At 70.7% G+C, this 26,995-nt stretch carries 31 protein-coding genes; 19 read left to right on the forward strand and 12 right to left on the reverse strand.

Annotation, left to right across the window (positions count from 1 at the left end; genetic code table 11):
- The first annotated feature begins 1 nt into the window (after position 1).
- On the forward strand, positions 2–1,045 hold the full coding sequence (locus CHF16_RS18680; RefSeq protein WP_143228043.1) for a hypothetical protein: 1,044 nt from the start codon (positions 2–4) through the stop codon (positions 1,043–1,045).
- Between the two features lie 543 nt (positions 1,046–1,588).
- Here the strand turns inward: CHF16_RS18680 and CHF16_RS18685 are convergent.
- A complete protein-coding gene (locus CHF16_RS18685; RefSeq protein WP_089327351.1) occupies positions 1,589–2,521 on the reverse strand; it encodes a cyclic nucleotide-binding domain-containing protein in 933 nt (310 codons plus the stop codon).
- Entirely contained in the window at positions 2,521–2,751 is a 231-nt protein-coding gene (locus CHF16_RS18690) for a hypothetical protein (protein WP_089327352.1), read from the reverse strand. The genes CHF16_RS18685 and CHF16_RS18690 overlap by 1 nt, the downstream gene beginning before the upstream one ends.
- Before the next feature lie 1,063 nt (positions 2,752–3,814).
- Between CHF16_RS18690 and CHF16_RS18695 the strand changes: the two genes are divergently transcribed.
- From CHF16_RS18695 to CHF16_RS18745, 11 genes are all read left to right on the forward strand, one after another.
- Positions 3,815–4,024 carry a hypothetical protein gene (locus CHF16_RS18695; protein ID WP_089327353.1) on the forward strand — a complete coding sequence of 70 codons (210 nt, stop codon included), beginning with the start codon at positions 3,815–3,817 and terminating at the stop codon, positions 4,022–4,024.
- A 283-nt stretch (positions 4,025–4,307) separates the two neighbouring features.
- A complete protein-coding gene (locus CHF16_RS18700; protein ID WP_089327354.1) occupies positions 4,308–5,339 on the forward strand; it encodes a hypothetical protein in 1,032 nt (343 codons plus the stop codon).
- Positions 5,340–5,381: 42 nt separating this feature from the next.
- On the forward strand, positions 5,382–5,753 hold the full coding sequence (locus CHF16_RS18705; RefSeq protein ID WP_089327355.1) for a hypothetical protein: 372 nt from the start codon (positions 5,382–5,384) through the stop codon (positions 5,751–5,753).
- 4 nt (positions 5,754–5,757) lie between these two features.
- On the forward strand, positions 5,758–6,357 hold the full coding sequence (locus CHF16_RS18710; protein ID WP_089327356.1) for a hypothetical protein: 600 nt from the start codon (positions 5,758–5,760) through the stop codon (positions 6,355–6,357).
- Complete coding sequence (locus CHF16_RS18715) at positions 6,354–6,692, forward strand: hypothetical protein (protein ID WP_089327357.1); 339 nt, start codon at positions 6,354–6,356, stop codon at positions 6,690–6,692. The genes CHF16_RS18710 and CHF16_RS18715 overlap by 4 nt, the downstream gene beginning before the upstream one ends.
- Positions 6,685–7,071 carry a hypothetical protein gene (locus CHF16_RS18720; RefSeq protein ID WP_089327358.1) on the forward strand — a complete coding sequence of 129 codons (387 nt, stop codon included), beginning with the start codon at positions 6,685–6,687 and terminating at the stop codon, positions 7,069–7,071. The genes CHF16_RS18715 and CHF16_RS18720 overlap by 8 nt, the downstream gene beginning before the upstream one ends.
- Before the next feature lie 10 nt (positions 7,072–7,081).
- Positions 7,082–7,939 (forward strand): peptidoglycan recognition protein family protein, encoded by an 858-nt coding sequence (locus CHF16_RS18725; RefSeq protein ID WP_179271588.1) that lies wholly within the window; start codon positions 7,082–7,084, stop codon positions 7,937–7,939.
- A gap of 5 nt (positions 7,940–7,944) precedes the next feature.
- Positions 7,945–8,757, forward strand: coding sequence for a 3'-5' exoribonuclease (locus tag CHF16_RS18730; protein ID WP_089327360.1), 813 nt, complete (start codon positions 7,945–7,947; stop codon positions 8,755–8,757).
- Between the two features lie 2 nt (positions 8,758–8,759).
- Positions 8,760–9,032 (forward strand): hypothetical protein, encoded by a 273-nt coding sequence (locus CHF16_RS18735; protein WP_218826728.1) that lies wholly within the window; start codon positions 8,760–8,762, stop codon positions 9,030–9,032.
- A gap of 236 nt (positions 9,033–9,268) precedes the next feature.
- Positions 9,269–9,664 carry a hypothetical protein gene (locus CHF16_RS18740; protein ID WP_089327361.1) on the forward strand — a complete coding sequence of 132 codons (396 nt, stop codon included), beginning with the start codon at positions 9,269–9,271 and terminating at the stop codon, positions 9,662–9,664.
- 176 nt (positions 9,665–9,840) lie between these two features.
- Positions 9,841–10,419, forward strand: coding sequence for an NUDIX hydrolase (locus CHF16_RS18745; RefSeq protein WP_245868784.1), 579 nt, complete (start codon positions 9,841–9,843; stop codon positions 10,417–10,419).
- On the opposite strand, the gene CHF16_RS18750 is transcribed toward CHF16_RS18745, so the two are convergent.
- Positions 10,361–11,755: an NsdA family TPR-like regulatory protein gene (locus CHF16_RS18750; protein ID WP_089327363.1), complete on the reverse strand. Its 1,395-nt coding sequence runs from the start codon at positions 11,753–11,755 to the stop codon at positions 10,361–10,363. The genes CHF16_RS18745 and CHF16_RS18750 overlap by 59 nt on opposite strands.
- A 179-nt stretch (positions 11,756–11,934) precedes the next feature.
- Between CHF16_RS18750 and CHF16_RS18755 the strand changes: the two genes are divergently transcribed.
- The 3 genes from CHF16_RS18755 to CHF16_RS18765 all read left to right on the forward strand — a co-directional run bounded on the left by CHF16_RS18755 (position 11,935) and on the right by CHF16_RS18765 (position 13,309).
- Positions 11,935–12,378: a hypothetical protein gene (locus CHF16_RS18755; RefSeq protein ID WP_089327364.1), complete on the forward strand. Its 444-nt coding sequence runs from the start codon at positions 11,935–11,937 to the stop codon at positions 12,376–12,378.
- On the forward strand, positions 12,375–12,587 hold the full coding sequence (locus tag CHF16_RS18760) for a hypothetical protein (protein ID WP_089327365.1): 213 nt from the start codon (positions 12,375–12,377) through the stop codon (positions 12,585–12,587). The genes CHF16_RS18755 and CHF16_RS18760 overlap by 4 nt, the downstream gene beginning before the upstream one ends.
- Before the next feature lie 239 nt (positions 12,588–12,826).
- Positions 12,827–13,309 carry a hypothetical protein gene (locus CHF16_RS18765; RefSeq protein WP_089327366.1) on the forward strand — a complete coding sequence of 161 codons (483 nt, stop codon included), beginning with the start codon at positions 12,827–12,829 and terminating at the stop codon, positions 13,307–13,309.
- 267 nt (positions 13,310–13,576) lie between these two features.
- Here the strand turns inward: CHF16_RS18765 and CHF16_RS18770 are convergent, their stop codons facing one another.
- The 9 genes from CHF16_RS18770 to CHF16_RS40340 all read right to left on the reverse strand — a co-directional run bounded on the left by CHF16_RS18770 (position 13,577) and on the right by CHF16_RS40340 (position 20,101).
- Positions 13,577–14,047, reverse strand: a complete 471-nt coding sequence (locus CHF16_RS18770; RefSeq protein WP_143228044.1) for a hypothetical protein — start codon at positions 14,045–14,047, stop codon at positions 13,577–13,579.
- Entirely contained in the window at positions 14,044–15,000 is a 957-nt protein-coding gene (locus CHF16_RS18775) for an aminoglycoside phosphotransferase family protein (RefSeq protein WP_143228045.1), read from the reverse strand. Before CHF16_RS18775 ends, CHF16_RS18770 begins: the two co-directional genes overlap by 4 nt.
- Entirely contained in the window at positions 14,990–15,748 is a 759-nt protein-coding gene (locus CHF16_RS18780) for a hypothetical protein (protein ID WP_143228046.1), read from the reverse strand. The genes CHF16_RS18775 and CHF16_RS18780 overlap by 11 nt, the downstream gene beginning before the upstream one ends.
- Positions 15,749–15,874: 126 nt before the next feature.
- On the reverse strand, positions 15,875–16,195 hold the full coding sequence (locus CHF16_RS18785; RefSeq protein ID WP_089327369.1) for a hypothetical protein: 321 nt from the start codon (positions 16,193–16,195) through the stop codon (positions 15,875–15,877).
- A gap of 33 nt (positions 16,196–16,228) precedes the next feature.
- Entirely contained in the window at positions 16,229–17,161 is a 933-nt protein-coding gene (locus CHF16_RS18790) for an endonuclease/exonuclease/phosphatase family protein (RefSeq protein ID WP_089327370.1), read from the reverse strand.
- Positions 17,162–17,195: 34 nt separating this feature from the next.
- Positions 17,196–18,155, reverse strand: coding sequence for a M48 family metalloprotease (locus CHF16_RS18795; protein ID WP_089327371.1), 960 nt, complete (start codon positions 18,153–18,155; stop codon positions 17,196–17,198).
- A 133-nt stretch (positions 18,156–18,288) separates the two neighbouring features.
- A complete protein-coding gene (locus tag CHF16_RS18800) occupies positions 18,289–19,074 on the reverse strand; it encodes an SAM-dependent methyltransferase (RefSeq protein ID WP_089327372.1) in 786 nt (261 codons plus the stop codon).
- Complete coding sequence (locus CHF16_RS40335) at positions 19,071–19,889, reverse strand: SAM-dependent methyltransferase (RefSeq protein WP_179271589.1); 819 nt, start codon at positions 19,887–19,889, stop codon at positions 19,071–19,073. The genes CHF16_RS18800 and CHF16_RS40335 overlap by 4 nt, the downstream gene beginning before the upstream one ends.
- Positions 19,886–20,101, reverse strand: coding sequence for a hypothetical protein (locus CHF16_RS40340; RefSeq protein ID WP_179271590.1), 216 nt, complete (start codon positions 20,099–20,101; stop codon positions 19,886–19,888). The genes CHF16_RS40335 and CHF16_RS40340 overlap by 4 nt, the downstream gene beginning before the upstream one ends.
- Before the next feature lie 323 nt (positions 20,102–20,424).
- Here CHF16_RS40340 and CHF16_RS18810 point away from each other — a divergent pair, with 323 nt between their 5' ends.
- The 4 genes from CHF16_RS18810 to CHF16_RS18825 all read left to right on the forward strand — a co-directional run bounded on the left by CHF16_RS18810 (position 20,425) and on the right by CHF16_RS18825 (position 25,476).
- Entirely contained in the window at positions 20,425–21,711 is a 1,287-nt protein-coding gene (locus tag CHF16_RS18810) for an XRE family transcriptional regulator (protein WP_143228047.1), read from the forward strand.
- Positions 21,708–22,298: a GNAT family N-acetyltransferase gene (locus CHF16_RS18815; protein WP_089327375.1), complete on the forward strand. Its 591-nt coding sequence runs from the start codon at positions 21,708–21,710 to the stop codon at positions 22,296–22,298. Before CHF16_RS18810 ends, CHF16_RS18815 begins: the two co-directional genes overlap by 4 nt.
- A gap of 207 nt (positions 22,299–22,505) precedes the next feature.
- On the forward strand, positions 22,506–23,903 hold the full coding sequence (locus CHF16_RS18820; RefSeq protein WP_089327376.1) for an IS1380 family transposase: 1,398 nt from the start codon (positions 22,506–22,508) through the stop codon (positions 23,901–23,903).
- 418 nt (positions 23,904–24,321) lie between these two features.
- A complete protein-coding gene (locus CHF16_RS18825) occupies positions 24,322–25,476 on the forward strand; it encodes a methyltransferase domain-containing protein (protein ID WP_089327377.1) in 1,155 nt (384 codons plus the stop codon).
- Positions 25,477–26,995: the final 1,519 nt, after the last annotated feature.

Below are 26,995 nucleotides of genomic sequence, written 5' to 3' on the forward strand. Positions count from 1 at the left end.
CATGAGTGTGCTGGGCTGCGCGGAGGACTACCAGGTCGGTTTCACCGACCGGTACGGCGGGGCGTCGACCGGGCCCGCGCTGGACGCCTCGTCGGTGAAGTGGGGCCGTGTCCTGGACGACACCTCCGAGGCGACCGTCACGTTCCCCGGCGACGATCCCGACTGTTGCAGCGCGCTGGCCGACATCCGGTCCTGGTGCCACGACATGTGCATCTACCGGGACGGGGCCATGGTGTGGCAGGGCCCGGTCGTGCGGCCGACCGCGTCGAGGGCAGTCACCGAGTTCACGGCGCGGGACGTCACCGCGTGGCTGTCGCACCGGGTGATCCACAACCTGATCGACTACACCCCGACCGGTGCCGGCGCTGCGGACTTGACGGCGATCGCCGAGCACATCGTGCGGGACGCGTTCGAGCCCGACGACCCGAACGTGCTGCCGTATCTGACGGTCCGGCCCTCCGGCGTCACCGGGGAACGCCGGTACGAGCCCGACACCACCTACGCGTTCACCGAGCTGCAGGAGCTGGCGCGCGGCGGGATCGACTTCACCGCGGTCGGGCACCGCATCATCCTGTCCGGGCAGGAGCCGTTGGGCCGTCTGGCGACGCTGACCGACGAGCATTTCGCCGGCGACCTGAAGGTGATCGAGGACGGCCTGTCGGCCACGACCCGCGCGATCGTCACGGGGGAGGGCGTCACCGCGACCTCGGGCGGTGTCGGCGTGTGCGGGCTGCTGGAAACCCTGGTGAAGGAGCAGCAGATCAAGGACGCGGGGTCCGCGCAGTACGAGGCCGACGCGCTGGTGCGCGCCGGGGACCCGGCCCCGCTCATCCTGGAGGTGCCGGCCGGGGCGCAGCTCACCCCCGACGCGCCCGTCACCATCGAATCGTTGGTGCCGGGCGTGGTGATCCCTGTCGCCGCCACCGACCTGTGCCGGCCCGTCACCGCGGTGCTGCAGCTGACCCGGGTCGAGGTTTCCTACGGCAACGGGAACGAGGCCGTCCAGATCACGCTCGCGCCGTTGGGTGCCGGCCCCGACTACTAGAAATAGGGGGTTCTGACGAGACTCTCTGATCAGTGCCAAGGTGAAGTCCGCGCCCCGCTGGTTCCAAGCCAAGGAAGATCATCTTCCACTCTCCGTCGTGGGAGCGGTGGAGAGCGTGGCATAGGGTCCAACTTGCACGGTGGGTGGGTTTGCCCTCTCCGGTGAGCGCCAGCTCGCGGGAGGACCCGCGGCCCGGACGGTTCGCCGCCCATTCATGGATGTCGCTCTCGTCGAAGGAGGGCTCACGTCCTACCCGGCGGCTGGCGGCTGGAGATTGCCCCAGGCGGACAGGTCGATCAGATAGGCGGGACCTCCTGCCTCGCGGCTGCGGCGTGTGCGTTCTGCATGGCCCCGGTGGTGCTGGACACGGTGACACCTGCTGCGTTGTGGGCCACCAGCCCGGACCGTCTGGCCGCACTGGGCACTGATCTTCGTCGCGGGCCCAGGCACGCCGAGCGGCGCCACGGTGGATTTCCTGGCGCGGCTAGAGGCCCTGCCGCCGCTGCTGTCCGCAGGTACTGCCAGCAGCGAACCCAACGGCGACTAGGGAGACGCTTCGCCGGGTTCGAGCGACGGTAGTGCACTGGAGATTTCTGCGCGCGAAGTCAGGTTGAGCTTGCGGTACACGCGGGTGAGGTGCTGCTCAACGGTGCTCATGGTGATGGAAAGCCGCACCGCTATCTGCCGGTTGGTCAGCCCTTCAGCGGCCAACTTTGCCACTCTCCATTCAGCATTGCTGAGCTGGTGGGGTGGGGGCAAAGGTTGTGAGGATTCGTACTGGGCTCGTGGCTCAGACGTTGGCTGGCCTGCGGCCATCGCCCGGAGGCCGGGCAGGTCGACAACGGTGATCGTGCGCCAGCCGGTGCGGATAAGACCAGCCCGGCGCAGCGAGTTGAGTGATCGAGCGACTGTCTCGCGGGAGGCGTCCATCCAGCTGCCAAGCTCTCCCTGAGACAGCGGCGGCCCGATCGCGATCGACCCGTCCGGCGCGGGTGGGACGTGCTGTGCCGAGCGCTCGGCAAGGTGGGCCAGCAGCCCCGCGAGCCGCTGGGGTGCGCGGCGGATGACGTGCTCCTGCAGCCGCCGGTCGGCGTCCTCGATGCGCTGCACGAACGTGCCGCTGACGAGCTTCCAGACTTGCGGGTGCTCGTCCAGGAAACCGGTGAACCGGCCAGCCGGGACTACCAGCGCGCGAACCGGAGACAGCGCCGTCACCGTCGCCGAGCGGGTGCGGCCGCCGAGCACCGCGCTCTCGGCGAGCAGGTCACCCGGCCCGCGCACGGCCAGCACTACCTCGTGGCCGTCCTCGGTGGACGAGGTGACCTTGGCCCATCCCCGCTCAATGATGATCACATGGTCGGACTGGTCGCCCTGGTAGACCAGCGGCGCCCTTTCCGCGAACTGACGGGGCCGCGCCGCGGCGCGCAGTGCATGCCGCTCCGCTTCGTCGAGCGCGTGCCAGAAGCCTTGTTCCATCAGCCGCCGTAGATCCAGGGCAGCGTGTACAGGATGGGCGGTACCGCCACGATGACGGAACCAATCGCGCCGAGGATCGCTACGGTGCGTCGGGACGGGCTGTCGGCGGTCCGGTGGACAACGAATCCGATGAGCACGAACAGGCCGAGGACGACGATCACTACGCTGGTGATCAAGGCCAAGGTGATCAAAACCTGGCCGAGAACAGCGTCAGGCTGTTGTTGGGACATCGAGGGGGCTCCTCGCAGGTCTCTGGCTGGGACTTGGTCGGTGCGGGGCGTGATGATGCTGGCCCGCTGAGCCGAGTCCACAGGACCCCTGAGGAGGCGAAGGGTGCAAGCCTGCGCCTCTCCCGCGTCCCGGCGGCGAGTTCTTCAGCACGGTAACCCGAGTAGGGGGATAGCGCCATAGACCTAGAGATGCCAAGTAGGCGGGCATCCGGGCTTGCACCTCCGGACGCCGCCTACCAGCAGCATGGCCAACGTCCCAGCCAGAGACATGGATGCCTACGCAGATTGAACCCTGACTAAGGCCCCTAGGCATGCGTCGGGTGCCACAAATAGGGGGGCCCAAAAGTAGCTCCGGACGCTGCGCGGTACGCCTATGGCCACCGGACCAAGCCCGCGCCGATGCTTTGGTCTCGCCTGGGCGCGGGGCGAGCTGGGACGCGTCGATCGCGTTGACGGCGTACTGGTCATAGTCGAGTTGCCCGGGTGGACGCGCCACGCAGTGACGCGCCGATGTCGACCAGTAGATCGCCGTTCTGCTGGCGGATCACGGTGGTCATGGTCACATCCCGAGGCCGTATTACATCGATGGTAACCCCGCGACGAGTTGAGTGGCGCTGCGATCCTCGCTGAGGGTCCGCCACGCGGCAACCGGCGCATCCGCGCCATCGCCGCGCAAACGCTCCTGCTGGCCTTCCATCTGGCCCACGCCAACGAGCGCTAAATCAACGCCTGGCTCGCCACGCTGCCCGGCCCCGGAAAACCCCACCGTCGCGCTCGGCCCAAGACACGCAAGCCACGCGGCACCTGGACACCCACCGGGCACATCGCCCCGCCCGCAGCCTGAGCCCACGGCACCCAGGACGCCTGCACACCACCACAAACCGGACTCAAGAGCCGGGACGCTCTGCTGCGCGTCTGCCCCTTCGGTCCCTGCAGTCACAGGAGACTGGCCTCCGTAACGACAAAACCCCGGAGCTTGCCTGCTCCGGGGGCGTTTCGTCACTGTGGGGCTACGACTATCGTCTGTACCCCGAAAAGAGGGGAGGGTAGGGAAGAGATGGCTGTGGGCAGGCTCAGGCCCCGCACCACCGAGGAGCTGCTGGCCGGTGTGCTCGACCGGCTCCGGCGGCTGGAGACCCGCACGAGCGTCACCGTCGGCGGCCCCGCCGGGGCGTACGTGCTGGAGGTCAACGAGGCCGGGGAGCTGACCGCCCGGCACGCGGCCACCGGTCACGTCACCGTCGTCGCCGTCCCCGCCCCAGAGGGCGGCTGACCACAAGACCACCGCCGCACCGCGGGCGCGGGGCCGTGCCGGTGGACGCCGGACGGCCGCTAATGCCGGAAACACGCCATGGCCAGTTACGCTGAGCGGGAGCGCCGCTGGTGATGGGCCGGGCCACCCACCCGCCCGGAGGCTGTCACCGCGCCCCCGGGAACGATGAGGGGGAGGCGTTCCCATGTCCCGCTGTGGGTGTAGTTCGCAGTGCTCCTGCGCGGTCGTAGCTGGGCCGGGAGTCACCGTCACGGGGACAGGCGCCCCCGGCAACCCCTACGTTGTGTCGGCCGAGGCCGGCGGCAACCTGCAAGTCACCGACACCCCCAGCGTTGACCTGACCCTGCTGGGGTCGGGTACGGCAGCTGACCCGCACATCCTGTCGGCCACCGCGCGGATCTCCACCAGCGCCCAGAAGAACCTGCTCACCCAGGAGCCCGACGGCCTGGCCGTCACCTGCGAAAGCGTGCAGGACTGTGTCGGTGAGGCGCTGGCCGATGGGCTGGAGTACGACGACGCCGGCAACACGATCAGGGTGCGGGTGTCCGGCCAGGCCGGGAACTCGGTGTCGATCGGGCCGGACGGGGGAGTGTACGCCCCGGTCGGTGGCGGTAACCCGGTCACAACCGGCGACACCGCCTGCATCAGCCTGGACGGTGACGGCGCGGGGACGCCGCTGACGGCTTCACCGGTCATGGACGCCGGCGCGGGGAACCTGCTGCAGTGCGTGGCGGGCGGCCTGCGCGCGCAGATCACCACCGGCTGTGGGCTGGCCGGTGACGGGTCGGCCGCCGCGCCGCTGGTCGCCGCCACGCGGCCGTGGCCGTACCCGAGTGATTTGACCGGCACCGCCGGCGGTGTCTACTGCGACAGCAACGGGGAGCTGCGGTCGGACCCGCCGGCCCGGATGCGGTTCTTCGAGAACACCGCCAACATCACCGGGCTGAACGTGCTCATCCCGGACGCTATTACCGACGCGGGGGAAGCGACGGTCACCGTCACCAACCCCGACCCGGCCCGGCCCGCTCAGGTCCTGGCGTGGTGTGAGGCCGACATTGACATCAACTTGCCCGGGGGCGCTGCGGCCAGTATGCGGCTTGGCAACGATGAGTACGTCCGGTGGCAGAACGAAGGCACCACCCTGCGGTTCGGATACCACGTGCAGGTGATGCGCACCGAGACGCCGGCGCCGGTCCCTGCGGGCGGGACCGCGACCATCCGCGTGCCGATGGCGGTGGCGCGCGGGTCGGGCGGGGCGTACTACTCGCGGGTTCAGTGGCGGATCGTTGCCGCGCTGATCTCGCTGCAGCCCTGACGCGCGCCCATCACCCACCCCGACATCAAGAGGAGGACTGTCGTGGCCAGAGCCCGAAGCGGCGCCGCAGCGCGCGACCACACCCCGGAGAGCACGACCGTCTACTACCGGCTGCCCGGCGGCGGGCTCGCCGTCTACACGGCCGACCCGCCGTCGGGGCTGGTGCCTCCGCCGGGGGCCGTGGAGATCACGGCCGAGGAGTACGAGGCCGAGCAGCAGCGGATCGAGGACGCTGAACGGCAGGCCCGTGAACAGGCCGAGGCCGAGGCGGCCGCGCGCGCGGCCGCGGTCTACCGGGAGCTGCTGGACGCGGGAATGTCGGAAGAGGTCGCCCGGTCAATCTCCGGCTACACCGGCCCCGCCGACCCCGCCGACCCCGCCGACCCCGCCGACCCCGCCGAGCCTGCGGAGTAGACCGGTGGCGACCGTATGCGTCGGGCCGGAGTTCAGCCCCGACGAGCAGGGGCGGCTCCGGCTCCGGGCCTGCGGCAACCCGCCTGAGCAGGCGTGGCCGTACCCGTGCCCGCCCGTACAGGGCAACCCGCTGCGGATCGACCCCGACTGCGGCGTGTGGGTGCCGCCGCGCGCGCAGGCCGCCCGCGTTTCGGTGTTCGGGCAGACCGCCGTGGTGAACCTCGCGGTCCCGGCCGCGTTCCAGGTGATCGAAACCGCCAGCATCACCCTCACCAACCCGTCCGACTGCTACGAGGCCATGGTGATCCCGTTTCTGGCGACTGACGTGGATCTGGAGCTGCCTGCCGGTTCACGCGCCACGGCGGCGGTCCGCACCGCCAGCAACGAGATTCTGCAGCTGACCAACCCGGCCCCGTCCGGCGGGACCACGATGGGCGCCACCCACGTCGACCTGGTGCAGCCGATTTTCGATGCTGCCCCGATCCCGGCCGGCGGCACGAAGACCTACACGTGGAACATCGAGGTCGGGGACGGGGCAGGCAACGCGCGGTGGCGGGCGGCGCGGTGGCAGGTCCACGCGCTGATGCTGGCGGGCCTCACATGACCGCCCAGGTGACGCGGTGGTACGCCCACCCGGACGGTCGTGTCATCAGCCGCACCACCCCGGCCGGTGCCGGTGTTGAGGCTGCGCCGCCGGCCGGGTGCGTCCCGATCAGCGAGCAGGAGGCGCAGCGCCGCACCGCCGAGATCCAGGCCGCCAACGACCAGGCCGCCGCCGAGCGGGAACTGGCCGCCGCGCGGCAGGCGGAGGTCGAGTACCAGCAGCTCGTGCACATCGGCCTCCCCGCGCATGTGGCGCGTCGGCTCACCGGCCACGAGCCCGGCCGGGTCCAGGACCTCACGGCCAAGCTGACCGGGCGGGGACACGGCGATGAGTGACCCGCCGCAGACGTCCGGGCAGGCGCGGCTTGAGCTGGCGATCACCCGGCTCAGCGGCAGCATGGACGCCGCCATGGCCCGGATCGAGGGCCGGCTGGATCTGCTGGTGCAGCGCGCCGAGCATTCCGACCGCCGCGCCGACGACCAGGACGCCAAGATCGAGCGGCTCGACGAGCGCGCCGACCAGCTGGAGGCCACCCGCATCACCCGGCAGGAGCTCGACGCCCGCGACGAGCGGATCCACGCGGCGGCGGTGCGGCGGCAGGAGGAGGCGTCGCAGGCGGCGGCGAGGCGGCTGACGGTGATCGGGATCGTCGTCGCGGTGGTCAGCATCGGTGTGTCGGCCACGCTCAGCGTCATCGCGATCATCGTCAACTAGGAGGCTGACCGTGCCGTTTCTGAAGCAGCTCGCCGCCGTGGCGCGCCGCACCGGCTACCCCGTCACCGAAGTGGCCGGGTGGGCGACTCGCGGGCACGGCCCCCAACCGTCCGTGCAGGGCATCGTGTGCCACCACACCGCCGGCGCGTCCGGCGGCGGCGACTACCCGTCCCTTCGCGTCGTCCGGGACGGCAGGCCCGGCCTGGACGGGCCGCTGTCCCATTTCGGGCTCGGCCGGTCCGGGCGCATCTACGTCATCGCCGCCGGGCGGTGCTGGCACAACGCCCCGTCCACCAGCAGCAACCACACCAACAGCGCGTCGCTCGGCATCGAGGCCGAGAACGACGGCCGGCAGGCGTGGCCGGCCGTCCAGCTCGACGCCTACAAGCGGCTGTGCGCCGAACTGTGCGCCGAGTTCGGGCTCCCCGCCAGCAGGGTGAAGGGCCACAAGGAGGTCAACACCCAAAAGCCCGACCCGCACAGCGTGTCCATGAACGCGTTCCGGGCGGACGTCGCCCGGCTCATCACCGGAGGAGACGAGATGCCGAGCGTGAAAGACCTGTGGGAGTGGGACGGCATCCCCGCGCCGAAGAACGCCAGCACCTACAAGACGAACCCGACGTGGAAGCCGGCCAACCACCTCACCGACATCAACGAGCGGGTGCGGGAGCTGCAGACCGCGGTCGCCGGGGTGGCGTCCAAGGTCGGCGCCGAGCTGGATGAAGCCGCGATCGTCGCCGGTGTGCTGGCCGGGCTGTCGCCGGACGCGATCGCGGACCGGCTCGCCGCGGCGATCCCCGACGACATGGGCGAGCAGGTCGCGGAGGCCCTGGCCGCGAAGCTCTCGGCCAGGAAGACGGGCGCGTAGACCGAGTGCGGATCTACTACGACACCGAGTTCATCGAGGACGGCCAGGTGATCGACCTGGTCAGCATCGGCATGGTCGCCGAGGACGGCCGGGAGTTCTACGCCGTCAGCAGCGAGTTCGACCAGCGCAAGCTGCTGAAGGATCCGTGGCTGCGTGAGAACGTCTGGCCGTCGCTGCCCACGACCGAGCCGAAGCAGTACCGCGATGGGCTGCCGCCCCACGGGCAGCTCGACCTCGACCATCCCGCCGTCCGGTCCCGCGCGCAGATCGCCCAGGCCGTCGCCGAGATCATCCGGGCGACACCGGGCGTGGAGCTGTGGGCCTGGTACGGCGCGCACGACCATGTCGCCTTGTGCCAGCTGTGGGGGCGCATGGTCGACCTGCCTGCCGGCGTGCCCATGTTCACCAACGACCTCAGGCAGGAGGTCGCCCGGCTCGGGAACCCGCCGTTGCCCGAGCAGGCCGAGGGCCGGCACCACGCGTTGGCGGACGCCCGGCACCTGAAGACCATGGCGGAGTCCCTCGAACCCGCGGGGCCAGTGGCCGCCGTGTCTGCGGCGCGGCCGAGCATCGGGCGGATGGTGCACTACGTCTCGTACGGGACTCCGGGCGGGGAGTACACCAGCCAGTGCCGTGCCGCGGTCATCACCGCCGTGCACCCGTCGCAGGGGGCCGGGACCCTCGCCGACCTGAACGGTCCCGAAGAGGTCGACCTGGCTGTGCTGAACCCGACGGGCCTGTTCTTCAACCTGAAGTGCCGCCACTCCGAAGGGCAGCGGCCCGGCGGGTCGTGGCACTGGCCAGAGAGAGTGGAGTGATCTTGTACGCGAGTATCGTCCGCACCCTCGTCCCGTACATCGTTGGTGTGCTCGTCGCGCAGGCCGCCCGCGTTGGCATGGATTTGGACCCTGTCGCGGCCACGTCCGTTGTGACCGTGGTGGTCGCCGGCGCCTACTACTCGGTGGCGAGGTTCCTGGAGAAGCGTTGGCCGGTCGCTGGGCGGGTGCTGCTGTCGCTTGGCCTCACCACCGCGACGAACCCGCAGTACAAGCGGGGGGATGCTGTTCGGTCGGTGAAGCTGCCTCGGCTGTAGGGTGGCGGCCTTGCCAGGGCGCGCGTAAGCGCGGGTCGTCCGGAGGTGCACCGAAGGGCGGCGAACCGGAAGGGGACCCTGGCTCGTAAGGTCTACTGTTCGGGCCGCTCGTCCGCCGGTGCGGCGGCCCTCGCACCTAGCCGGCACGAACGGCCCCGCCCCTTTCCGGGTGGGGCCGTTCGTCGTAGCGAAGGCTCCGTCTAGAGGGTATCGAACACACGTTCTATTCTGTTGTTGTGGGGCAACACCAGCATCAGGATCGGACCATCACCGCCCGGCTGCAGGGCGCCGCATGCCGCCTCGCCGGATGGGTCCCGCCGACCGGCGAAGCCCGCGCCGCCGCGGTCGAGGAGCTCCGGGCGATCGCGACCATGAAGCCACAGCCCCAGCGAGGGTCACCGCACGTCCCGCTCGGCCAGCTGCGCGGGGATCTGCTCGCCGAGGCCGCCGGGCTGCTGCTCGGCACAGCGCCGCTGGATCATCCGCAGCGGAATCGCGGCGCAGCGGAGCTGCTGATGGAGGCCGGCGCGGACCGGGGACTGCTGGACCACTGGATCGGCGTGGGCCGGGCCCGAGCAGCGAAGACGAGGAACGCGTTGAAGGACCCGGCGCCGGGGCACCGCAGGCCGTAACGTGGATGCTCTGCGGCAGCGTGGGCCCCGTCAGGGCGTGGTGTGCAGCCCCGGCCGCTGTTAGCAGTCCGGGCGGAGCTGCGGCCAGCGCGTCCGACCACCGCACCCGCCCGTCCCGTCCCTGCGGTCAGGAGCAGTCCAGGCCCGGAACCGGCGCCGCGCGATACCGTCGCCGTGTGCCGACCGAACACACCAAGTCCGAACACACCAAGTGGACCATTCACGGCGAGCGCCTGGTCGACGAGAACCGCCACATCCGCCTATCGGTGGCGAGTGTCGAACTGCCCAACGGGACGCACTTCGACCAGTACGTCATTCGGCTGCCCCGCTGCGTCATGACCGCCGTCCTGGACGAGACGGGCGAGAACATTCTGTTGATCTGGCGGCACCGGTTCATCCTCGACCGCTGGGACTGGGAGGTCCCCGGCGGTTACGCCGACCCCGGTGAGGACCCAGCCGTCACCGCTGTCCGGGAAGCCGAGGAGGAGACCGGCTGGCGGCCCCGCAGCGTGGAGTACCTGTTCACGTTCCAGCCGATGGTCGGGTCCGCCGACGCGCCCCAGGACATCTACCTGGCCCGTGGCGCCGACCTGGTCGGGGAGCCGCACGCTGACGAGGCCGAGGCCGTCCGGTGGGTGCCGCTGGACGAGGCGCAGCGGCTCATCGAGAACGGCGAGATCATCGGAGGGGCGACGATCATGGCCGTGCTGCACGCACGCGCAGCGCGGGCAGCTGCTCCTGGGCGTAGCACATGATCTCGGCCACCTCCGGGTCGGCCGCGTAGGGTGCGAGAGCGCCGAGCACGTCGCGGATGTAGCGGTAGACCCGCGCCGAGGTGAGCCCTGCGGCCATGTCCACCGCCGTGCGCCCCTCCTTGACCGCCTCCGCCAGGTTCCCCTGCTCGGCCAGCCCCACCGCCAGGATCGCGACGTTGAACGTCTTCCCGCGCCGGTAGGCCGGGTCCATGTCCAGCGACTTGCGCGCGTACTGCTCCACCTCGGCGGGCCGGCCAAGGTCGCGGAAGCAGTGCGCGATCTTGGCCGCGAAGTACGCCTCGTCGAAGTAGTCCAGCCACGGCGGCAGTTCCGTCGTGGTCGCTCGGTCGTAGCTGGCCTCGGCGCGTGTCAGCGCCGCCGCGCACGCCCGCGCCCCTCCGTCCTGCGCGGCGTGCCCATGCGCCTCCATCACCTCGCATTCGGTCATCAGGACCGGTAGGCCGGCGCGGCGGGCAGCGGTCTGCGCGGTGCGGGCCATGTCCACGGCCTGGTCGGCCTGGGCGACGTAGTGCGCCAGCTGGCTCATTGCGGCGAGGATCTCGGCGCCGAGGCCGTAGTCGTCGGCATGGCGGGCCATGGCCAGGGCCTGGACAAGGTACCGCTGCGCGATCCCTTGCCGGTCCAGGTCGTGGTAGAGCCACGCCGCCAGCTTGGTGAGGTCGGCGGCCGCGGCGAACAGCTGCCGGCGGACCGGTTCGGCGGCGCGCGCGTCCCGCAGCAGCGGCCCGACATGGGTGTGCAGGTACTCCACTACCGGCGAGCGGACGTGGCCGCCGCCGAGCCGGTTGTCCAGGATGCGGAACGCGGCGGTGACCTGCCGGATCTCCTCGACGTCGGCGGCGCCGATGCGGCGCCCGGCCGCCGGGGGCGGTGCCGGGTCCCACGGGCCGACGAACCACCGCAGCGCGGCGACGGAGAACGCGCCCTGGTCGAACTCGGCCCCCACCAGGGGCCGCTGCTGGTCGATGTCGGCCCGCCATAGGAGGGTGGCGGCCTGGGCGCTGGCCGTCTGGCTGGTCGGCAGCTCGAGGCCGATGTTCTGTGGGAGGCCGGGGGACTTCAAGCCGAGGTCCGCCACGGTGATCCGGCGGCCCAGCTCGATCGTGAAGACCTCGGCGAGGATCTGCGGTACGGGCGGCCGGGGCTGATCGCCGTGGACGAGCCACCGGGTCACGCTGCTGTGGTTGTAGCGCAGGTTCTGCACACCCCTCAGCTGTGCCAGCCGGACCACGCGGTCGGCCAGGCCCTTGCGGGAGAAGCCCGCCTCGTCGATCAGCGCGGCGAGCTTGTGGTTGGGGTGCGATTTTCCGGCCATTGCGTCCTGTCTGGGTCGCTGTCCCGCGGTGGCTTGCAGTGTGGCATGCCTCACGGCGGGTGTTCGAGTGTGCGCGCGCGGCGCACGCCCCCTGTTCACGCCCCCCGCCCCCCGGCGCACGCACCCGCCCCCTGCGCACGTCTTACCGGGGTGGGGGAGGCTGCGGTTCGCTCGGGTCCATGAGCAGGACGCAGCAGCAGCGGAGGGTCGCCGACCAGTTCCACCGCGCGGCCGCGGTCGCCCAGGAGGTCGCGGACGCCGCCGAGAGGGATGCCGAGGCTGCCCTGGCCCGGCCCTGCGGGGAGTCGTTCCAGGTTGAACAGCCGCCGGCGGAAAGGCTTCGGCAGCTCCGCGCCGCCTGGCCGGGCTGGTCTGTCCAATACCGGGAGGGCCACACCGTCGCCTGGGTGGCCGAGCGGCGGTACCGCGCGGGATGGAGGGGCGGGCACTCCGTCTGCGAGGCCGAGACCGCCGACGTCCTGGACTATCTGCTCGCGCAGGCGGTCCAGACAGACGCGGTGGTCGCTGCGGTGAGTGAACGGGCGCGGCGAATGAGCACGGGAGACGCTCATGCCCCCGAGGAGCTCCGCGCCGTGCTGCGGAGGGAGGCGGCGCAGGCATGACCGGCGACACCGTCCAACTGGACCCCCAGCAGGTCCGCGACGCCGAGGTGGCCCGGATCAAGGACCAGTTCGGCGTGCACGCCTGGTACGGCCACCACACCCGCCTGTGGTGGGCGATGGTCCCGCATGTCTCCCACCTGGTGGGAGGCGTCCCGTCGCTGCCCGCCCTCGAAGGCCAGATCATCCGGCGGCTCGGCCTCCTGCCGTAACCCCCAGCCGCGAGCGTGGCGGGCTCAACCGCCGCGACGTACGCCCCCGGCGCGGGAGGCGGGGGCTGTACCGCGCGGCGGGCGGGAATCCGACATCCCCTTTCCCGCCCGCCGCGCACACCATCTCCGCGGTCTCTAGCAGCTCTCGCGTCGTCTAGGGGCCGCGGCTCCAACCGCCCCTGGGCGGGCCCGTCTCTCCCTGCCAAGGACTCGGGGCCCGCCCTTCACACGAGCGAGCCATGTGCTGCGAAGGCGATCTTGATCAATGTGTATGTCCGGCCGAGTGCGGTTGCAACTGCACCAGCGGCTGCAACTGCGGGCGCGGTCCCGATGTCGACCAGACGCTGCGGGAGGCCGTCGAGGGCTCCCACAGCGACGGGCTGGGGCAGCTGGTCGACGCGGTCACCGGTGACGTTCAGCAGGCGCTCCGGAAGTTCGTCGAGGCCTCCGGCAGCGATGATGAGCTGCGGCAGCTCGTTGACGCGGTCACCGGCGACGTCCAGGAGACGCTGCGGGAGGCCGTCGAGGGCTCCGGCAGCGACGGGCTGGGGCAGCTGGTCGACGCGGTCACCGGTGATGTCCAGCAGGCGCTCCGGAAGTTCGTCGAGGCCTCCGGCAGCGATGATGAGCTGCGGCAGCTCGTTGACGCCGTCGCCGACGACGTTGAGCAGACGCTCCGCGAGTACGTCGCCGACGGCGACGGCGACGACCGGAGCCCTTGAGTAGATCAGGGCGCCGGTCAGAGGGGTTATCCACAGGACCGCGCTCTGAAGCGCCGCCGCTCGCGCCGCCCATAGGGTCCGGGCCATGAACGCATTCGCGCCCGTTGCCTTGCTGCTGGCCGTGCTGTCGGTGTTCCTCACCCTGTTACCAGCCGGGCGTCTACCGCACTGTCTCCAACGGCACGGCACGGCACGGCGTCTGGGGTCTGCGGGGCCACCGCGCCGGCGGCGGGGCGGGGGCGACCGTCCGCCGGCGCGGTGGACCGGTCAGTGTGAGGCGGCGGCCATGTCGTTGAGAGCCACGAGGAGCTGGCCGATCTGGGCTGCGGGAAAACTGACCTGGACCAGTGGTTCAGGCTCGGCCCGGCCGTCTGCGGTGGGGAACAGGTAGCCCACGGCCATCCACGCGTCGGGGTGGGTCCAGCGCCGTACCCGCTCGCCGAACACCGTATGGGTGCCCAGGGCGCCGATCAGCCGGCGGGCGTCGCCGGCCGGGAGGCTGAGCCAGGCGTGCCCCCGGTAGAACTCGGCCCACCGCCGCCGGTGCTGGAGCGCCACCGGTGACCTGTGGCCGTTGTGCTCGATCGACTCGCCGAGGTTCTGGCAGCAGCCCACGGTGGTGTACCCGTCCGCCCACAAGGCGCGGACGAGCGGAACCATCTCCACGTCGACGTCGGCGTGCCCGGCACCGCCGGGCAGGGGGAGTCGTTCGCTCGGGTGGATCTGCACTTCCTTCACGTCAGGCATTCCAGGGCCTCTCCCAGATCCCGCAGCACGCCTTGCTGATGAGAGGCGTCGTTGTCGGTGGTCGTGGCGTACCGGAGAGTCGCCTGCAGGAACCATTCGGTGACCCACACCCGGAACCACCCGCACGCCCACCGGGCGGCCGGGAGCCCGCCGCCGCGGTCGGCGCGGGCCTCGGCGGGGCCGCCCGCGGCCACGTACGCGTCGAGCAGGTCGTTGACCTTGCCCGGGTCGAGCGGGTCGGCGGTGCCCTGCCAGGACACCAGGTCCAGCAGGCCCGGCCCAGTGAACGCGCGCGCCAGGTCCAGCAGGTACGGGCCCTCGTCGGTCACGTACAGGGAGGTGGGGTGAAATTCGCTGTGGCACAACCCGAACGGCGGCAGTTCCGCGCCGGCGGCGCGGGCCTCGGCGACGGCCCCGAGACGCTGGAGTGCTTCGCGGATGCCGTTGTCGTCCGCTTCCCGCCAGCGGCCGGCGGCCTGCAACTCCTGCAGCGTCCCCAGCGCGTTGCCGGGGAGCGCCGCGAGGGCGGCCTGGTCCAGCACCGGCAGACCCTCCAGGGGCGGGCAGCGGTGGATGGCGACAGCCGCTTGGGCGGCGTCGCGCAGCTCGGCCTCGCGCACCTGCGCGCCAAGGTCCTCCAACAGGAACGCGGCGGTGCCGTCCTCCTGAGTCGTGGCGGCCAGCACGCGGGGGACCGGGACATCGTGCGCGGCGGCGTGCCGCAGGATCCGGGCCTCGTCGCCGAACTGCGCCACGGCGTACTTCAGGATGACCGTCCCGCCGCCGTGCAGGTGGAGCCGTTCGACACCGGACATGGACCAGACCCGTACGGGGGTGCGGTCGGTGACCTGGGCGCCGATCTGCTCGGCTAGACGGCTGATGGTGGCGGGCCCGGCGGCCACCCCCGCAGGGGCGGCCGTCGGGCTGTCGGATTCACTTGCCACAGGCGCGGACCCTCTCGACCCACTCGTCGCGGAACGTGCCCAGGTCGGCGCGGAACCTGTCGATGTTCGCGCCGTAGGGGGCCACGCATCCGCCGGCCATGTGCTGCTCGACACCGGACTGGCAGCCGTGCACCAGCCGCCCGCCGAGCGCGGCGTGCGCCTTGATCTGCTCGATCCGGCGGGGCTCATTGAACCACCCACCGTGGTAGAGCTCATCGAGCTTCTCGGCCTCGGGCGTGGTGAGGCCCCACACGACCTTGGCGGCCTCCCCGAACATCCAGGCGGGGCCGACGTTGCTGATCATGCCGGACAGCTCGACCCGGTTGAGGGCCATCATCGTGCCCATCTCGACCAGGACCCGCAGGTCCTGTTCGGTGACGCCCATGCCGGCCAGGGACGGGTCGGTCAGGTGCTCCGTGCGGAACAGGTAGGAGTAGACCGCGTGCGCGGTGGTCAGGACCTCGGCGGGGTCGCTGGTGGTCCGGCCGTGCGCCTGGATGTACTCCAGGGCCATCTGCTCGACCGCGGTCCGGGTGGTCTCCTGGGCGTTCAGCAGGTCGGCCTGCACGCCCGCCCAGTCACAGACCATCCACGTGGGGTTGAGGTACCGGTAGAAGTACTCCCCGGTGTTGATGGTGAGCATCCGGCCGTCGACGGTGACGCCGTCGATGCGGTTCCACCCCTCGTGGAACGGCGCGGGCAGTTCCGCGCGGATGATCGGGTCGGCTGCGGACAGGGTGATCGACATCGGCTCCTCCTAGAGCCTTCGGTGCCCGGCAGGGCGCCGGACTGTTGGTCCCGCCGCGGACGCGAACGGGATGAGTCCCAGCGGCGGCTCGGGGCCGCGCTCCTGGGGGCTGCAGGGGCCAGTGCGCTACGGGTGTTCGGGGCGGCTCTCGGCCGGGCCGCCGAGCAGCACCGCCTCCAGGTGTTCGGCGACGGCCGCGACAACGCGGTCCAGCTCGGCGCGGGAGCCGAGCATCCCGGTGGCGCCGGCGGACCAGCGGTACTGCTCCGCGTCGTCGTCCCAGGCGATGTCCGCGGGCCCGGCGGCCCGGTAGGTGACCCGGATGTACTCCTCGGGGTCCCGGACGTGGACGGCCAGGATCTGCGGGAGGCTGCGCCGCAACGCGCAGTACAGGGCGTCCATCGGCCCGAAGGGACGGGTCTGCAGGGCGGGGGCGGTGTCGGTCAACGCGTGTTCCCTCGTCGTGGGTGGCGGCTGCGTTCAGATGTCGACGGTGACGCTGATCCGCTTGTGGTCGGAGTCGGGCCGCTCGGGGTCGCGCCAGTCGTGGACTCGGTACGAGCCGGGGACGTACGCGTCGCGGAGCGGGTCGTTGAGGAGGATGCCGTCGATGACCAGGCACTGGCGGCCGTTGGGCCGCTCGCCCTGAGTCGGGGTGAAGTTTTGGGCGAGCTCGGCGCAGTGGTGGAACCCGACGCCGCCTTCCCGCTGCTGCGTGTCGGGGTTCCACCACCCGACCAGAAAGTCCAGCGCGCGGGTGTCGTAGATGTGCGGGCCGGCCTGGCGGGCCCCGCCTTGGAACTGGACGCGGTAGTTGATCGCGCGTGGGTTGTGCAGGCCGGGCTTGTTCATGTCGGTCGGCTCGAACATCGGCCCGCTGGGGACGGTGTTCCAGTCGCCGAGCAGCGCGCACGGCATCCCCTCGGCGAGCCGGTCGAACCTGCGGTTGTCGGCCAACCGTGTGTCGCCGGAGTAGATGTCGCCGTGCGTGACGGCGATCCGGATCGGGTCGCTGCGGCCGGGGAGGGTGAACAGCAGCAGGTTCCGGTTACGGGCGGCGAAGTCCGGCAGCCTGTGCGAGTAGAACCGGCGGGTCACGACCTTGACCGGGTTGACGAAGATGACGGGGGCGAACATCCCCCATTCCCGCGGCAGCGAGCACGGCTTGGGGACGTAGGGCGGGCCCCCGGCCTCCCGCAGCGCGGCGGCGGCCTCGTACGCGCCCTCCATGCCGTTCAGCTCGAACCGGTCGCCCTCACCGATCACGGCGATGTCGGGCCAGTCGCCGTCGTGGAACATCCCCACGATCTTCCGGTAGTCGTAGGGGCCGCCGTCGCCGGAGTAACTGGAGTAGCCGGCCGGCGTCCGGCCGCCGTGTTCGACGTTGACGTAGCTGAGCCGTAGTTCGGTCACCGTGCGGGTCCTTTCATATCGATGGTGTTGAGGGCTAGGGAAGAGTCCGGTGGGCGATGCGGTCGGCCAGGGCCGCGCGCAGCGCCACCGGCGGATGCGTCGGCGCCAGCACCGCCATCACGCCGCCGGTCAGCCGGGACAGACCGGTGCGGGTGGGGCGGGCGGCGCGCAGCATCGTCCAGAAGGCGCGGGCGGCGTCGCGGCCGGCGGTGCGGGCGGCGTAATCGGCCGCGAGTTCGTTGACCCAGTGCATGGTCATGGTCGCCGCCCACACGACCGGGGCGACGACGACCAGGTCGTGCAAGGGAAGGATCAGGCCCATCACCAGCCAGCCCGCCAGGGTGACGATCTGCAGCAGCTGGTAGACCAGCAGCCAGGGCCGGCGAACGTGGTTGACCTCGTGCGCCAGGACGTAGGCCAGCGCGGCGGGCTCGCCCAGGAGACGGTCGCCGACCAGGATGACCGGGTGCCGCCGGTTGGGCATCACCGCGGCGTTGACGCGCATGCGGGCGCAGTCGCAGCCGGTCGTGTCCAGGGTGCAGGCATGCTTGGGCAGACCGTCGGCTGAGTACAGGTGGACGCGGTCCGCGGCCGGGAGCAGTCGGGCGACCTGCTTTTGGGCGCGGGCCAGGACGGCGCGGGCGTCCGGGTGCAGGCCGGCGGTGAGTTCCTCCTCGTAGGTGTCGGCGGTCTTCCAGTCCACGTTCCGCAGCGGGTCAGTGCGGAAGGCCACGCCGACGGCCCATCCCACAAAGCCGGCGATCAAGGCGGCCAGCGTGCCGGTCACCGCCGAGGCCCAGGCCGGCGGCAGGCCGGCTCGGGCCGCGGCGCCCAGGCCGATGCCGACGGACAGGAGCAGGGCGGGGACGATCAGGATCATGCGCTTGGTGGCCTTGTGGCCATCCTTGGCGACGTACTTGGAGTGCATCGCCGCAGCGAAGTCGCCCAGCAGCGGGGTCTCGGCTGGTGCGGTGGGGGAGGACGTATCGGTCACTTGTCGGGTTTCCTAGTCGGTTTGGTGGTCTTCTATTTCTGTAGATCACGGGTGCGGGTAGTGGGCGGCGAGGCGTTCGGCTAGCTCTCGCTCGATGAGCTGGGCGAGGTCGTGCATGGTGCGGTCGCATGCGTCACGGCGCGGCCTTTCGGGCGACTCCGCAGTACTGGAGCACCGCCGGCGCGTCCACCCATGGGTCGGGGCGCCATCGCGAGCACGGCACGACACCGGGCTCCAGCACCTCCAGGCCGACGAAGAACGAGGCGATCTCGTCGAGGGAGCGCGCCACGATGGGGCCGCACCCGAGGTCCATCGCCAGCCTCATCGCCTGGTGCACGCGATCGCCGTGGAGCTCGGCGGTGGGGTGAGTGATGACCAGGTGGCTGCCTGGTGCGAGCAGTGCGAGGAGCTGCTGAACGGCCGCCCACGCCTCGTCGAGGTCGTCGAGGTGGTTCAGGACGCCCAGCATCATCACCGCGATCGGCTGGCCGAGGTCGAGGGTGCGGGAGGCCTCCGTCAGGATGCGAGCAGCGTCGCGGGCGTCGGCGTCGACGTGGTCGCACGAGCCCTCCGGCGAGCTGGTGAGGAGCGCGCGGGCGTGCGCGAGCACGAGCGGGTCGTTGTCGACGTAGACGACGCGGGCCTGCGGGATGATCCGCTGCGCGACCTCGTGGGTGTTGTCCTCGCCCGGCATCCCGCACCCGATGTCGAGGAACTGGCGGATGCCCGCCTCCGCCGCCAGGTAGTGCACGGCGCGGCACAGGAAGGCCCGGTTGTGGAGAGCCGCGTCCACCGCCTCCGGCAGGACCGCGCTGACGGCGTCGCCGACCTCCTGGTCGATCCCGTAGTTGTCCTTGCCGCTCAGCCAGTAGTCGAAGATCCGAGCGAAGTGCGGCGAGACCTGGTCGATCTTCGTCACCGCGCCGCCCTCTCGGGCAGGACCGCGGCCATCCCCACGACCCGGACGGTCTCGGAGGGCGGGCCCGTGTACGCTCCGGCGGGGTCCCAGGACTGGACGTCGACGAGGCCCGGCGGGGTGACGATGTCCCAGCCGGCGGCGAGCGCCCGGATCTCCTCCTCCGTGCGGAAGACGATCTGGCTCGACGCTCCCCGGTACGCCTGGGTCATCGCGTTGACACGGCCGCCGTCGGTCTTGGTCGAGGTCGCATGCGACAGCACCACGACACTGCCGGGGGCGAGACGGCCCCGGAGGTCGGCCATGACCGCGCCGGCGTCGGGCACGAAGTGCAGCACAGCGGCCAGGACCACCACGATCGGCGCCGCCGGGTCGATGAGGTCCGCGGCCAGGGGGTGGCCGAAGATCCCGTCGAGGTCGGTGACGTCACCCGCGAGCACTCCGCCGTATCCGGGGCGGAGCACCCGAGCGTGTGCCAGGACGACGTCATCGTGGTCGTACGCCAGGACCCTCGTGCCGGCCGCCGCGGCCTTGACGCACGTCTCCACCGAGGGGATCGGGACCTCGTCGAGGATCCCGACCCCGATGTCGACAACCTGCCGGATGCCGTACCGGACGACGGCCCAGGACGCGGCGCGGCCGGCGAAGCGCATGTTCTCCCGTGCCACGATCGGCGCGTCCGGCGCTGACCGGATGACCTTCAGAGCAGCCTCTTCATCGACCGCCGACCATGCCTTGCCGCCGAGCAGGTAGTTGTAGATGCGGGCGGTCGACGGACGGCTGTAGTCCAAGCCAGGGTTCGGGTCCGTGCCGGTCACCGGGACGCCTCCAGGGCCGTCAGCTTCTCGTCGAGGGCCTCGGGGCTGTCGGCGTTGAGCATGTTGTGCTCGCCGGCCAGCTCGCGCGAGACGGGGAACTGCTGCGCCCACCAGCCGCCCTGCGCGGAATGGATGATGTTCCAGCCGGGGTGGCGTTCCTTCAGGTCGTCCTTGGTCAGCGGGGGCGTGGGCGGTTGCGTGGTTGCGGGCATGCTGAGTCCTTGACGCGAGGCTGTGGGTGTCTGGTGCGGACGTGCGCGCAGCCGAGGCGTTAACGCGCTGCGCGCACGTCCGCTGGTGGGGATGCGGGCCATCCGGCCAGGAGTAGACCCGCATCCCCTGGCGTCGACCGTTCCGGAGTGAGGCCGGACGGTCGGCGGGTCCGTCGTGCGTGCACCATGACCGTCTCCACGGGTTGGCGATTCGGTCACGGTTAGTGAACTGCTGACGGCGGCACGGGACTAGGCGGATACTGGCGGACAGGAGGCGGACTATGTGAGTGTCCGCCTGTCGGGCCGACGCGAATGGTGCACGCATGGTCGAGGACGAACGCCCGTCATGGGCGGTGCGGCTGGAGGCGGAGAGGGAGGCTCGCGGGTGGTCGAAACCGGCAATGGCGCGGGCACTGTTTAAGGCGCTTGACCTGCGGGCAAACGCTCAACAGGTGGAGTCTCTGGCACGGCAGATCCGCGGATATGAACGCGGAGAACACCGCCCTCGCGACTGGGCTGTCCCATACGCGAAGGTGTTCGATCTGTCGGTCGAGGACCTTTTTGGCACCTCGGACGTCGACGCGGACAATGATGACGTGGACCGCCGCACACTCCTGGGTCTCATGGCTACCGGTGTCGCCGGCAGCACGCTGAGCCGCGACAGCGACCCCTTACGCCATGCGTTCGAGGAAGCCGTTGCACTAGACACGAGCGATCGCGACGCCGACGCCTGGGAGCGAGTGGCCTTCGACTACGCCCGTGAGGTCGGCTGGGCACCGGCGGCCGTTCTGCAGGAGGAGCTGGCGGTAGATTTCGCCGAACTCACGCGCCTGGTTTCCACCGGACACGGCAGGGCCCGGACACGGCTCGTCCATGTCGCTGCCCAACTGGCCGCGCTCATCGCGATTAACCTGACCAACCTCGGCGAGGGGCGCGCCGCGCGTCGTTGGTGGCGGACAGCAGCCCGCGCCGCCGACCACACCGGCGACCACACGGCCGCAGCCCTAGTCCGCGGGCGCGCAGCCGTGTTCTCCCTCTACGCCCCCACCCCTCGCCTGTCGGTCGTTGAGGCGGCCGAGGAAGCCGTCGAGGCGGGTCAGGGCATTCCCTGCTCCGGCGTGATGTCGGGACACGCCGCCAAGGCCCAGGCCCTCGCCGAACTCGGCCGGCACGACGAAGCCGCGGACGCCCTCGACACCTTGCGCGACGTGTTCGAGAGCCTGCCGGAGACCGTGCGAACGGAGCGAGGCAGCCAGTGGGGCTGGTCGTACGGTCGCCTGCTCTACGTCACCAGCTTTGTCCACACTTGCGCCGGAAACGTCGGTCCCGCGATGACCACTCAGGAGGAGGCGCTCGACCTCATCCCGGACCGGAACTGGCAGATTCGCGGTCAGATCGAGATGCACCGGGCAGGTGTGCTGCTCCGCGACGGAGACGTGGACGAGGGCTCCCGCCACATGGTGCGGATACTGGAGGGCCTGCCTGCGGAGCTGCGCGGCGACGGGCTCCTGCGGGGGAGTGCGCTGACCTCGTTGCGGCTCGCGGCAGAAGCCGACCGGCCCTCGATCCGGCAAGCACGTGAACTACTCGCCTCGACAGGAGACCGATGACCTCGGAACTCACGTTCACCCGGCATGACCCCGCTGACGCGGAGAAGATCCTCGACACCGTGATCGTTCCGGTCTACGTCGCGTCGCATCAGGACGTGATCGACCAGCCGTTCTATACCGCTGAGCGGTTCGCCGAGCGGTTCCCCGGCTACGCCAAGGCCCCCGGCTTCGAGATCGTCATCGTCTACGCCGGGGGTGAGCCGGTCGGGCAAGCGTTCGGGTACGCGCTCCCCACGGATGCCCGCTGGTGGAACGGACTCACGACACCGGTCCCGGACGGGTTCACCACCGAGACCGGGTCACGGACGTTCGCGTTCAACGAGCTGATGGTCGCGCCGCAGTGGCAGGGTAGGGGCGTGGCCCACGCTCTCCACGACGAGCTCCTGGGCGGGCGCCACGAGGAGCGGGCGACACTGCTGGTGCGCGAGGACAACGTCTCGGCGCAGCGGGCGTATGCACGCTGGGGCTGGCAGAAGATCGGCAAGCTCCAGCCGTTCCCGGACTCGCCTCATTTCGACGCGATGATCCTGCCGCTGCCTCTGCCGAATCCTCCCGAAGGCGGGACGGCCCCCTCGGCTCGCTCGTAGTATTGCAACGCGTGCACCAACGCGAGGCGCCCCCGCAGCTCCTTCGGGAACTGCGGGGCGTTCGCGTTTCGGGGCCTGCTCGTTCAGCCTCGATCCACAGGTGAATGACCGTCCAGGTTGCGGAAACGACAAAAGGGATGCCCCGTGGCCTGCGATGATGGGCTTGTCTAGGGTCCAGCAGCGCAGAAACAACGAGGCATCCCGTAAGTGCAATCCTCTCATGTCTCGTCGGCGGTGGCTGCCGCGTTCGACGAGCCGAACCTGATCGCCGATGCCGGGCTGGTGCCGGTGGTGCGGCTGGCCGAGCGGGTGGGGCTGCCCGGGCTGGCGGCCGAGGCGCTGCGCATCGAGGATGCGCGCAACAGCGCCGGCGCCGCCCCGGCCGCGAAGGTGATGTCGCTGGTGGCGGCGATGTGCGCCGGGGCCGACAGCATCGATGACACCGACCGGTTGCGGCACGGGGCGATGCCGACCGCGTTCGGCGGTGTCCGGGCGCCCTCGACGCTGGGCACGTTCCTGCGGTCGTTCACCCACGGCCACGTCCTGCAACTGCACGCGGTGCACCGCCGGCTGCTGGGCGAGTTGGCCCGGCGGGCGCCGCTGCTGCCCGGCGCCGACCAGGTCGCCTTCATCGACATCGACTCCACCCACAAGCGGGTGTTCGGCCGCGCCAAGCAGGGCGCGCAGATCGGGCGGTTCAAAGGGGTCCGGACCCTGCACCCGCTGCTGGCCACGATCTGCACCCCGATCGCCCGCCCGGTCATCGCCGGGGTGCGGCTGCGCCGGGGCAAGGCCGCCGACGCACGCGGCGCACAGCGGTTCGTCGCCGAAGCCTTGGCCACCGCACCGCAGGCCGGGGCCACCGGCCTGCGCGTGCTGCGCGCCGATTCGCAGTTCTACAACGCCGATGTGGTGGCCGCCTGCCGCCGCGCCGACACCCGTTTCTCGATCACGACCGGAATGAACCCGTCCATCAAGCGGGCCATCGCCGCCATCGACGAGAATGCATGGCGCCAGATCCACTACCCAACCGGTGTGCTCGATCCCGACACCGGCGAGCTGATCTATGACGCCCAGGTCGCCGAGATACCGGCCTACACCGCCTTCACCGGCCGGCCCAAAGCCGAGCAGGTCACCGCCCGGCTGATCGTGCGACGCGTCCGCGACCTGGCCAAACCCGCCACCGTCGGTGAGCAGGGCGAACTTTTCCCCGCCTGGCGCTACCACCCGTTCTTCACCGACAGCCCGTTCGAGACCCTGCAGGCCGAGCGCCACCACCGCCACCACGCCGTGATCGAGCAGGTCATCGCCGACGGCAAGGCCGGCCCCCTGGCCCACCTGCCCTCGGGCCATTTCAACGCCAACGCCGCCTGGCTGATCTTGTGGGCGATGTCGTTCAACCTGCTACGCGCCGCCGGCGCGCTGGCCTCGGCCTTCCACAGCAAAGCCACCACCGCCACGATCCGCGCTCACCTGGTGCACGTCCCGGCCCGGCTGGCTCGCTCAGCCCGCCGCCTGTTGCTGCATCTGCCCCGTCATTGGCCCTGGGCTGATGCGTGGATGCACCTGTTCACCACCGTCCACGCCCCACCCGACAGCGTTTGACCTGCCGTTATCCACCGCCCGAGCGGGCCCGACCGGAGCCGAACACGTGGAAAAGCTGGGCAGACCAGCCGATCAGCCCTGCCCGCAAGGCGCCGCCAACTCGACAAAGCTCACCGAAATCGACGAGAGATCAACCTCGAACCACCATCGGTGGATCGAGGTTCAGCCTCAGGCCGCAGGAGCGCGGCGCGGCTTGACCGCTCGGGGCCACTCCGAGCAGATCCCCGACAGCACTCGGAAAATCTCACCCCGTGGTAACCGCTATCCGCTAGTACCGTCCGGATATCAGGTCCCCGCATGACGCGAGAGGGTGCAGCCGAATGGGCAAGCACGGCGACAAGAGTGACGGCGATTCGCATCAGCCCGGCAAGCCGATCCCGCCGCCGGAGAAGGACGAGAAGGGCAAGGGCAAAGGCAAATGACCGCGCCCATCCGGAGCGCAGCAAACCAGGCAGCCCCCGCGATCGAGGCGCTCGCCGATCAGCTCGAGGCCCGCGGTGACCTGACCGATCCCCGAATCCGCCGCGCCCTGCGGAAGGCACCCCGGCACCTGTTCGCCCCGGCGCGTGGATGGTGCGCACCCGATGGGCCTGGGCAGCGCCGGGTGATCGACAGGCGCCGCGATCCGAGCGGCTGGTGGGAGGCGGTGTACTCCGACGCCTCTATCGTCACGCAGGTCGCCGACGGCACCGGCGACCCGGCAGGGGGGACGGGGGAGGCGACGTCGTCGCTGTCGTCGCCTGGCGCTGTCGTGGCGTTCCTGGAGCTGCTGGACGTCAGCCCCGGCGACCGGATTCTGGAGATCGGCACCGGCACCGGTTGGACGGCTGCGCTGCTGTCGGAACTCGGCGCACACGTCACCACGGTCGAGGTCGACGAGGCGATCGCCCGTGAGGCCGATGCGCGGCTGCGGGACCATGGCTTCGATGTCGCCGTGCGCGCTGGGGACGGCGCCGCCGGCGCGCCCGCGGCCGCGCCGTTCGATGGCGTGCACGTCACCTGTGGAGTCACGCAGATCCCGTACGCGTGGGTGAAGCAGACCCGCCCCGGCGGCCGGATCGTCATGCCGTGGATGCCGGAGTTCGGGGACGGCCACAAGGTCGCCCTGACGGTTACCGCTGACGGCTGCGCGGTTGGCAGGCTGGCCGGTAGGGCGGACTACATGATGCTCCGCGCCCAGCGCACCGGGGTCGGTGCCGGCTTCGGTGCGGGCGCCGCGCGGGAGTCGACGACGAGTCTGGACCCGTGGCGGGTGGCGTTCGACGGGTACGGCGCGGACGCTGCGATCGCGGGGACGCTGCCGGACGTGATGGCCATTCCCCGCCACGGCGCCGGCGCCGGCTTCGAGCTGGAGCTGGCGGACGTGGCCGGCACCTCGTGGGCGCGGTGCGTCAAGGGTGGTGCGGGTGAGCACCGGGTGCTGCAGGGCGGCCCCCGCAGCCTGTGGGAGGAGGTCGCCGCAGCCTATGACCGCTGGGTGGAATGGGGGCGTCCCGGCCGGGAGCGGTTCGGGATGACCGTGTCACCGTCCGGTCAGGCGGTATGGCTCGACGACCCCGACCATCGCGTTTGAGATGAATGCTCGGGCGCGCCGCTGCTGGCGCGCGGGCCGGGGGCCGGCGCAGCGCGCCTACGCGCGGTCAGGGGTGAGCGGTAGCAGCCGGTGGGGGCGTGTCGTGGGTTGGCGGCAGCGTGCACCACTCGCTGGAGACGCCCCGCAGGTCGTTTGCCTGTGGGGTGTTGCTGTGTTCCGCCCGTGAGGGGTGCAGAGCTGTTCCGGGGCTTGGAGGACGGTGACGCTTGCGGGGCGGATGCAGGTCAGCGGGATCTCGCCGTAGGCGTCTACGGGCTGTAGCCGCTGGCTGGAGTGGCCGCATCGGCATTCAGGGCCGACGCTGTGGACACGGTGGGCCTGGACGAGGGTTGTGGTACTCCATGGTGGCGCCGGGCCTGATCTTGCGGTTGCTGACCTTGTGGCCGGGGTGCAGGACAAGGTGGGCCTCCCGCAAGCTGTCGCAGGTTCTGCAGTCGCGGTGGTGAGCAAAGTGGGGTCGTACACCGTGCCGGGAGCCGCTTCGAAGTGGGGGCGGTGACCGGGTGGTAGCCGAGTCCGGCAAACCGTTGTTCTTGCAGGCAAAACCCTCCGCGTGACTGTGCGTGATATTACATGTCGAATTTGTCATAACTCTGTGACCTGCGGAAACGCCTTGCTTGGAGAAATCGTTGTGCATCCGCACGTGCACCTGGCCAGAAGGATCTCCGCAGCACCTCAGTCCGCGCTAATCTCCGCATCGACCCGCATCGCGGCATCCCGCCTGGCAGCTAGCTCCAGGCGGTCCACGCCTGGTGCGGGCCGACCTGGCCCGCCCGCAAGCGGCCGGGGAGAGGGCGAACCTCTGTGGAGGACGAGCCCGACAAAGAGGATGCCGTCGTGGACTACGCCGGTCGGTACTGGAAGATCTGCGTCACTCTGGAGCTCTCGCGCTTCGTGGCCTGGATCATCCTGCTGATCTGGCGCTAGCCCCGCCGGTAGACGACCCGCGTAGCGGGTCGTGGGGCCTGGTGCCGAGCGAACCATCAAATTCAGCAGGCACCAGGCCCCACCTCGTTGAACGCGGCAGAGATCCGACGTCCTGTGGCGCCAGCCCCGCTCGGCGCAGCCGGGGCCACTTCCCAGGCGGTTGGGATTCTCATAGCTACGCCCAGTGTCCAGCATCGTAAGGGCCGAGCGTGCGCCATGGTGCTTCACCTCGCACATAACGCCAAGATCTCGTCTGTGTCAGGCGACACAGAATTCCGGCCGATGCGTCCGTAAGAGACCGGCAGCCCTCGCAGCCCTTCTCGCCCATCACCAGCCCACTGCCGCTGCCCCCGGGCCTCGCTCACCCCGCCGACCACGGGTTTTGCGGCCCTGGCGTCGAGCCCGCGTCGGCTCGGAACGCCTGAAGGACTGGCCGGGCCTGGCCATTGCCGGACCCGGCGGCGTTGATGGCTGTACGACAGTGCTGGGCTGTCATCTCTGGGCATGAACTCTATGAACAGATCCCCTCAACGGGCCCGTCGGTCAGCGCGGCGGCACAGTGAGGGGGTAA

The organism is Actinomadura meyerae (assembly GCF_900188445.1).
In the GTDB taxonomy this organism is placed as follows: domain Bacteria; phylum Actinomycetota; class Actinomycetes; order Streptosporangiales; family Streptosporangiaceae; genus Spirillospora; species Spirillospora meyerae.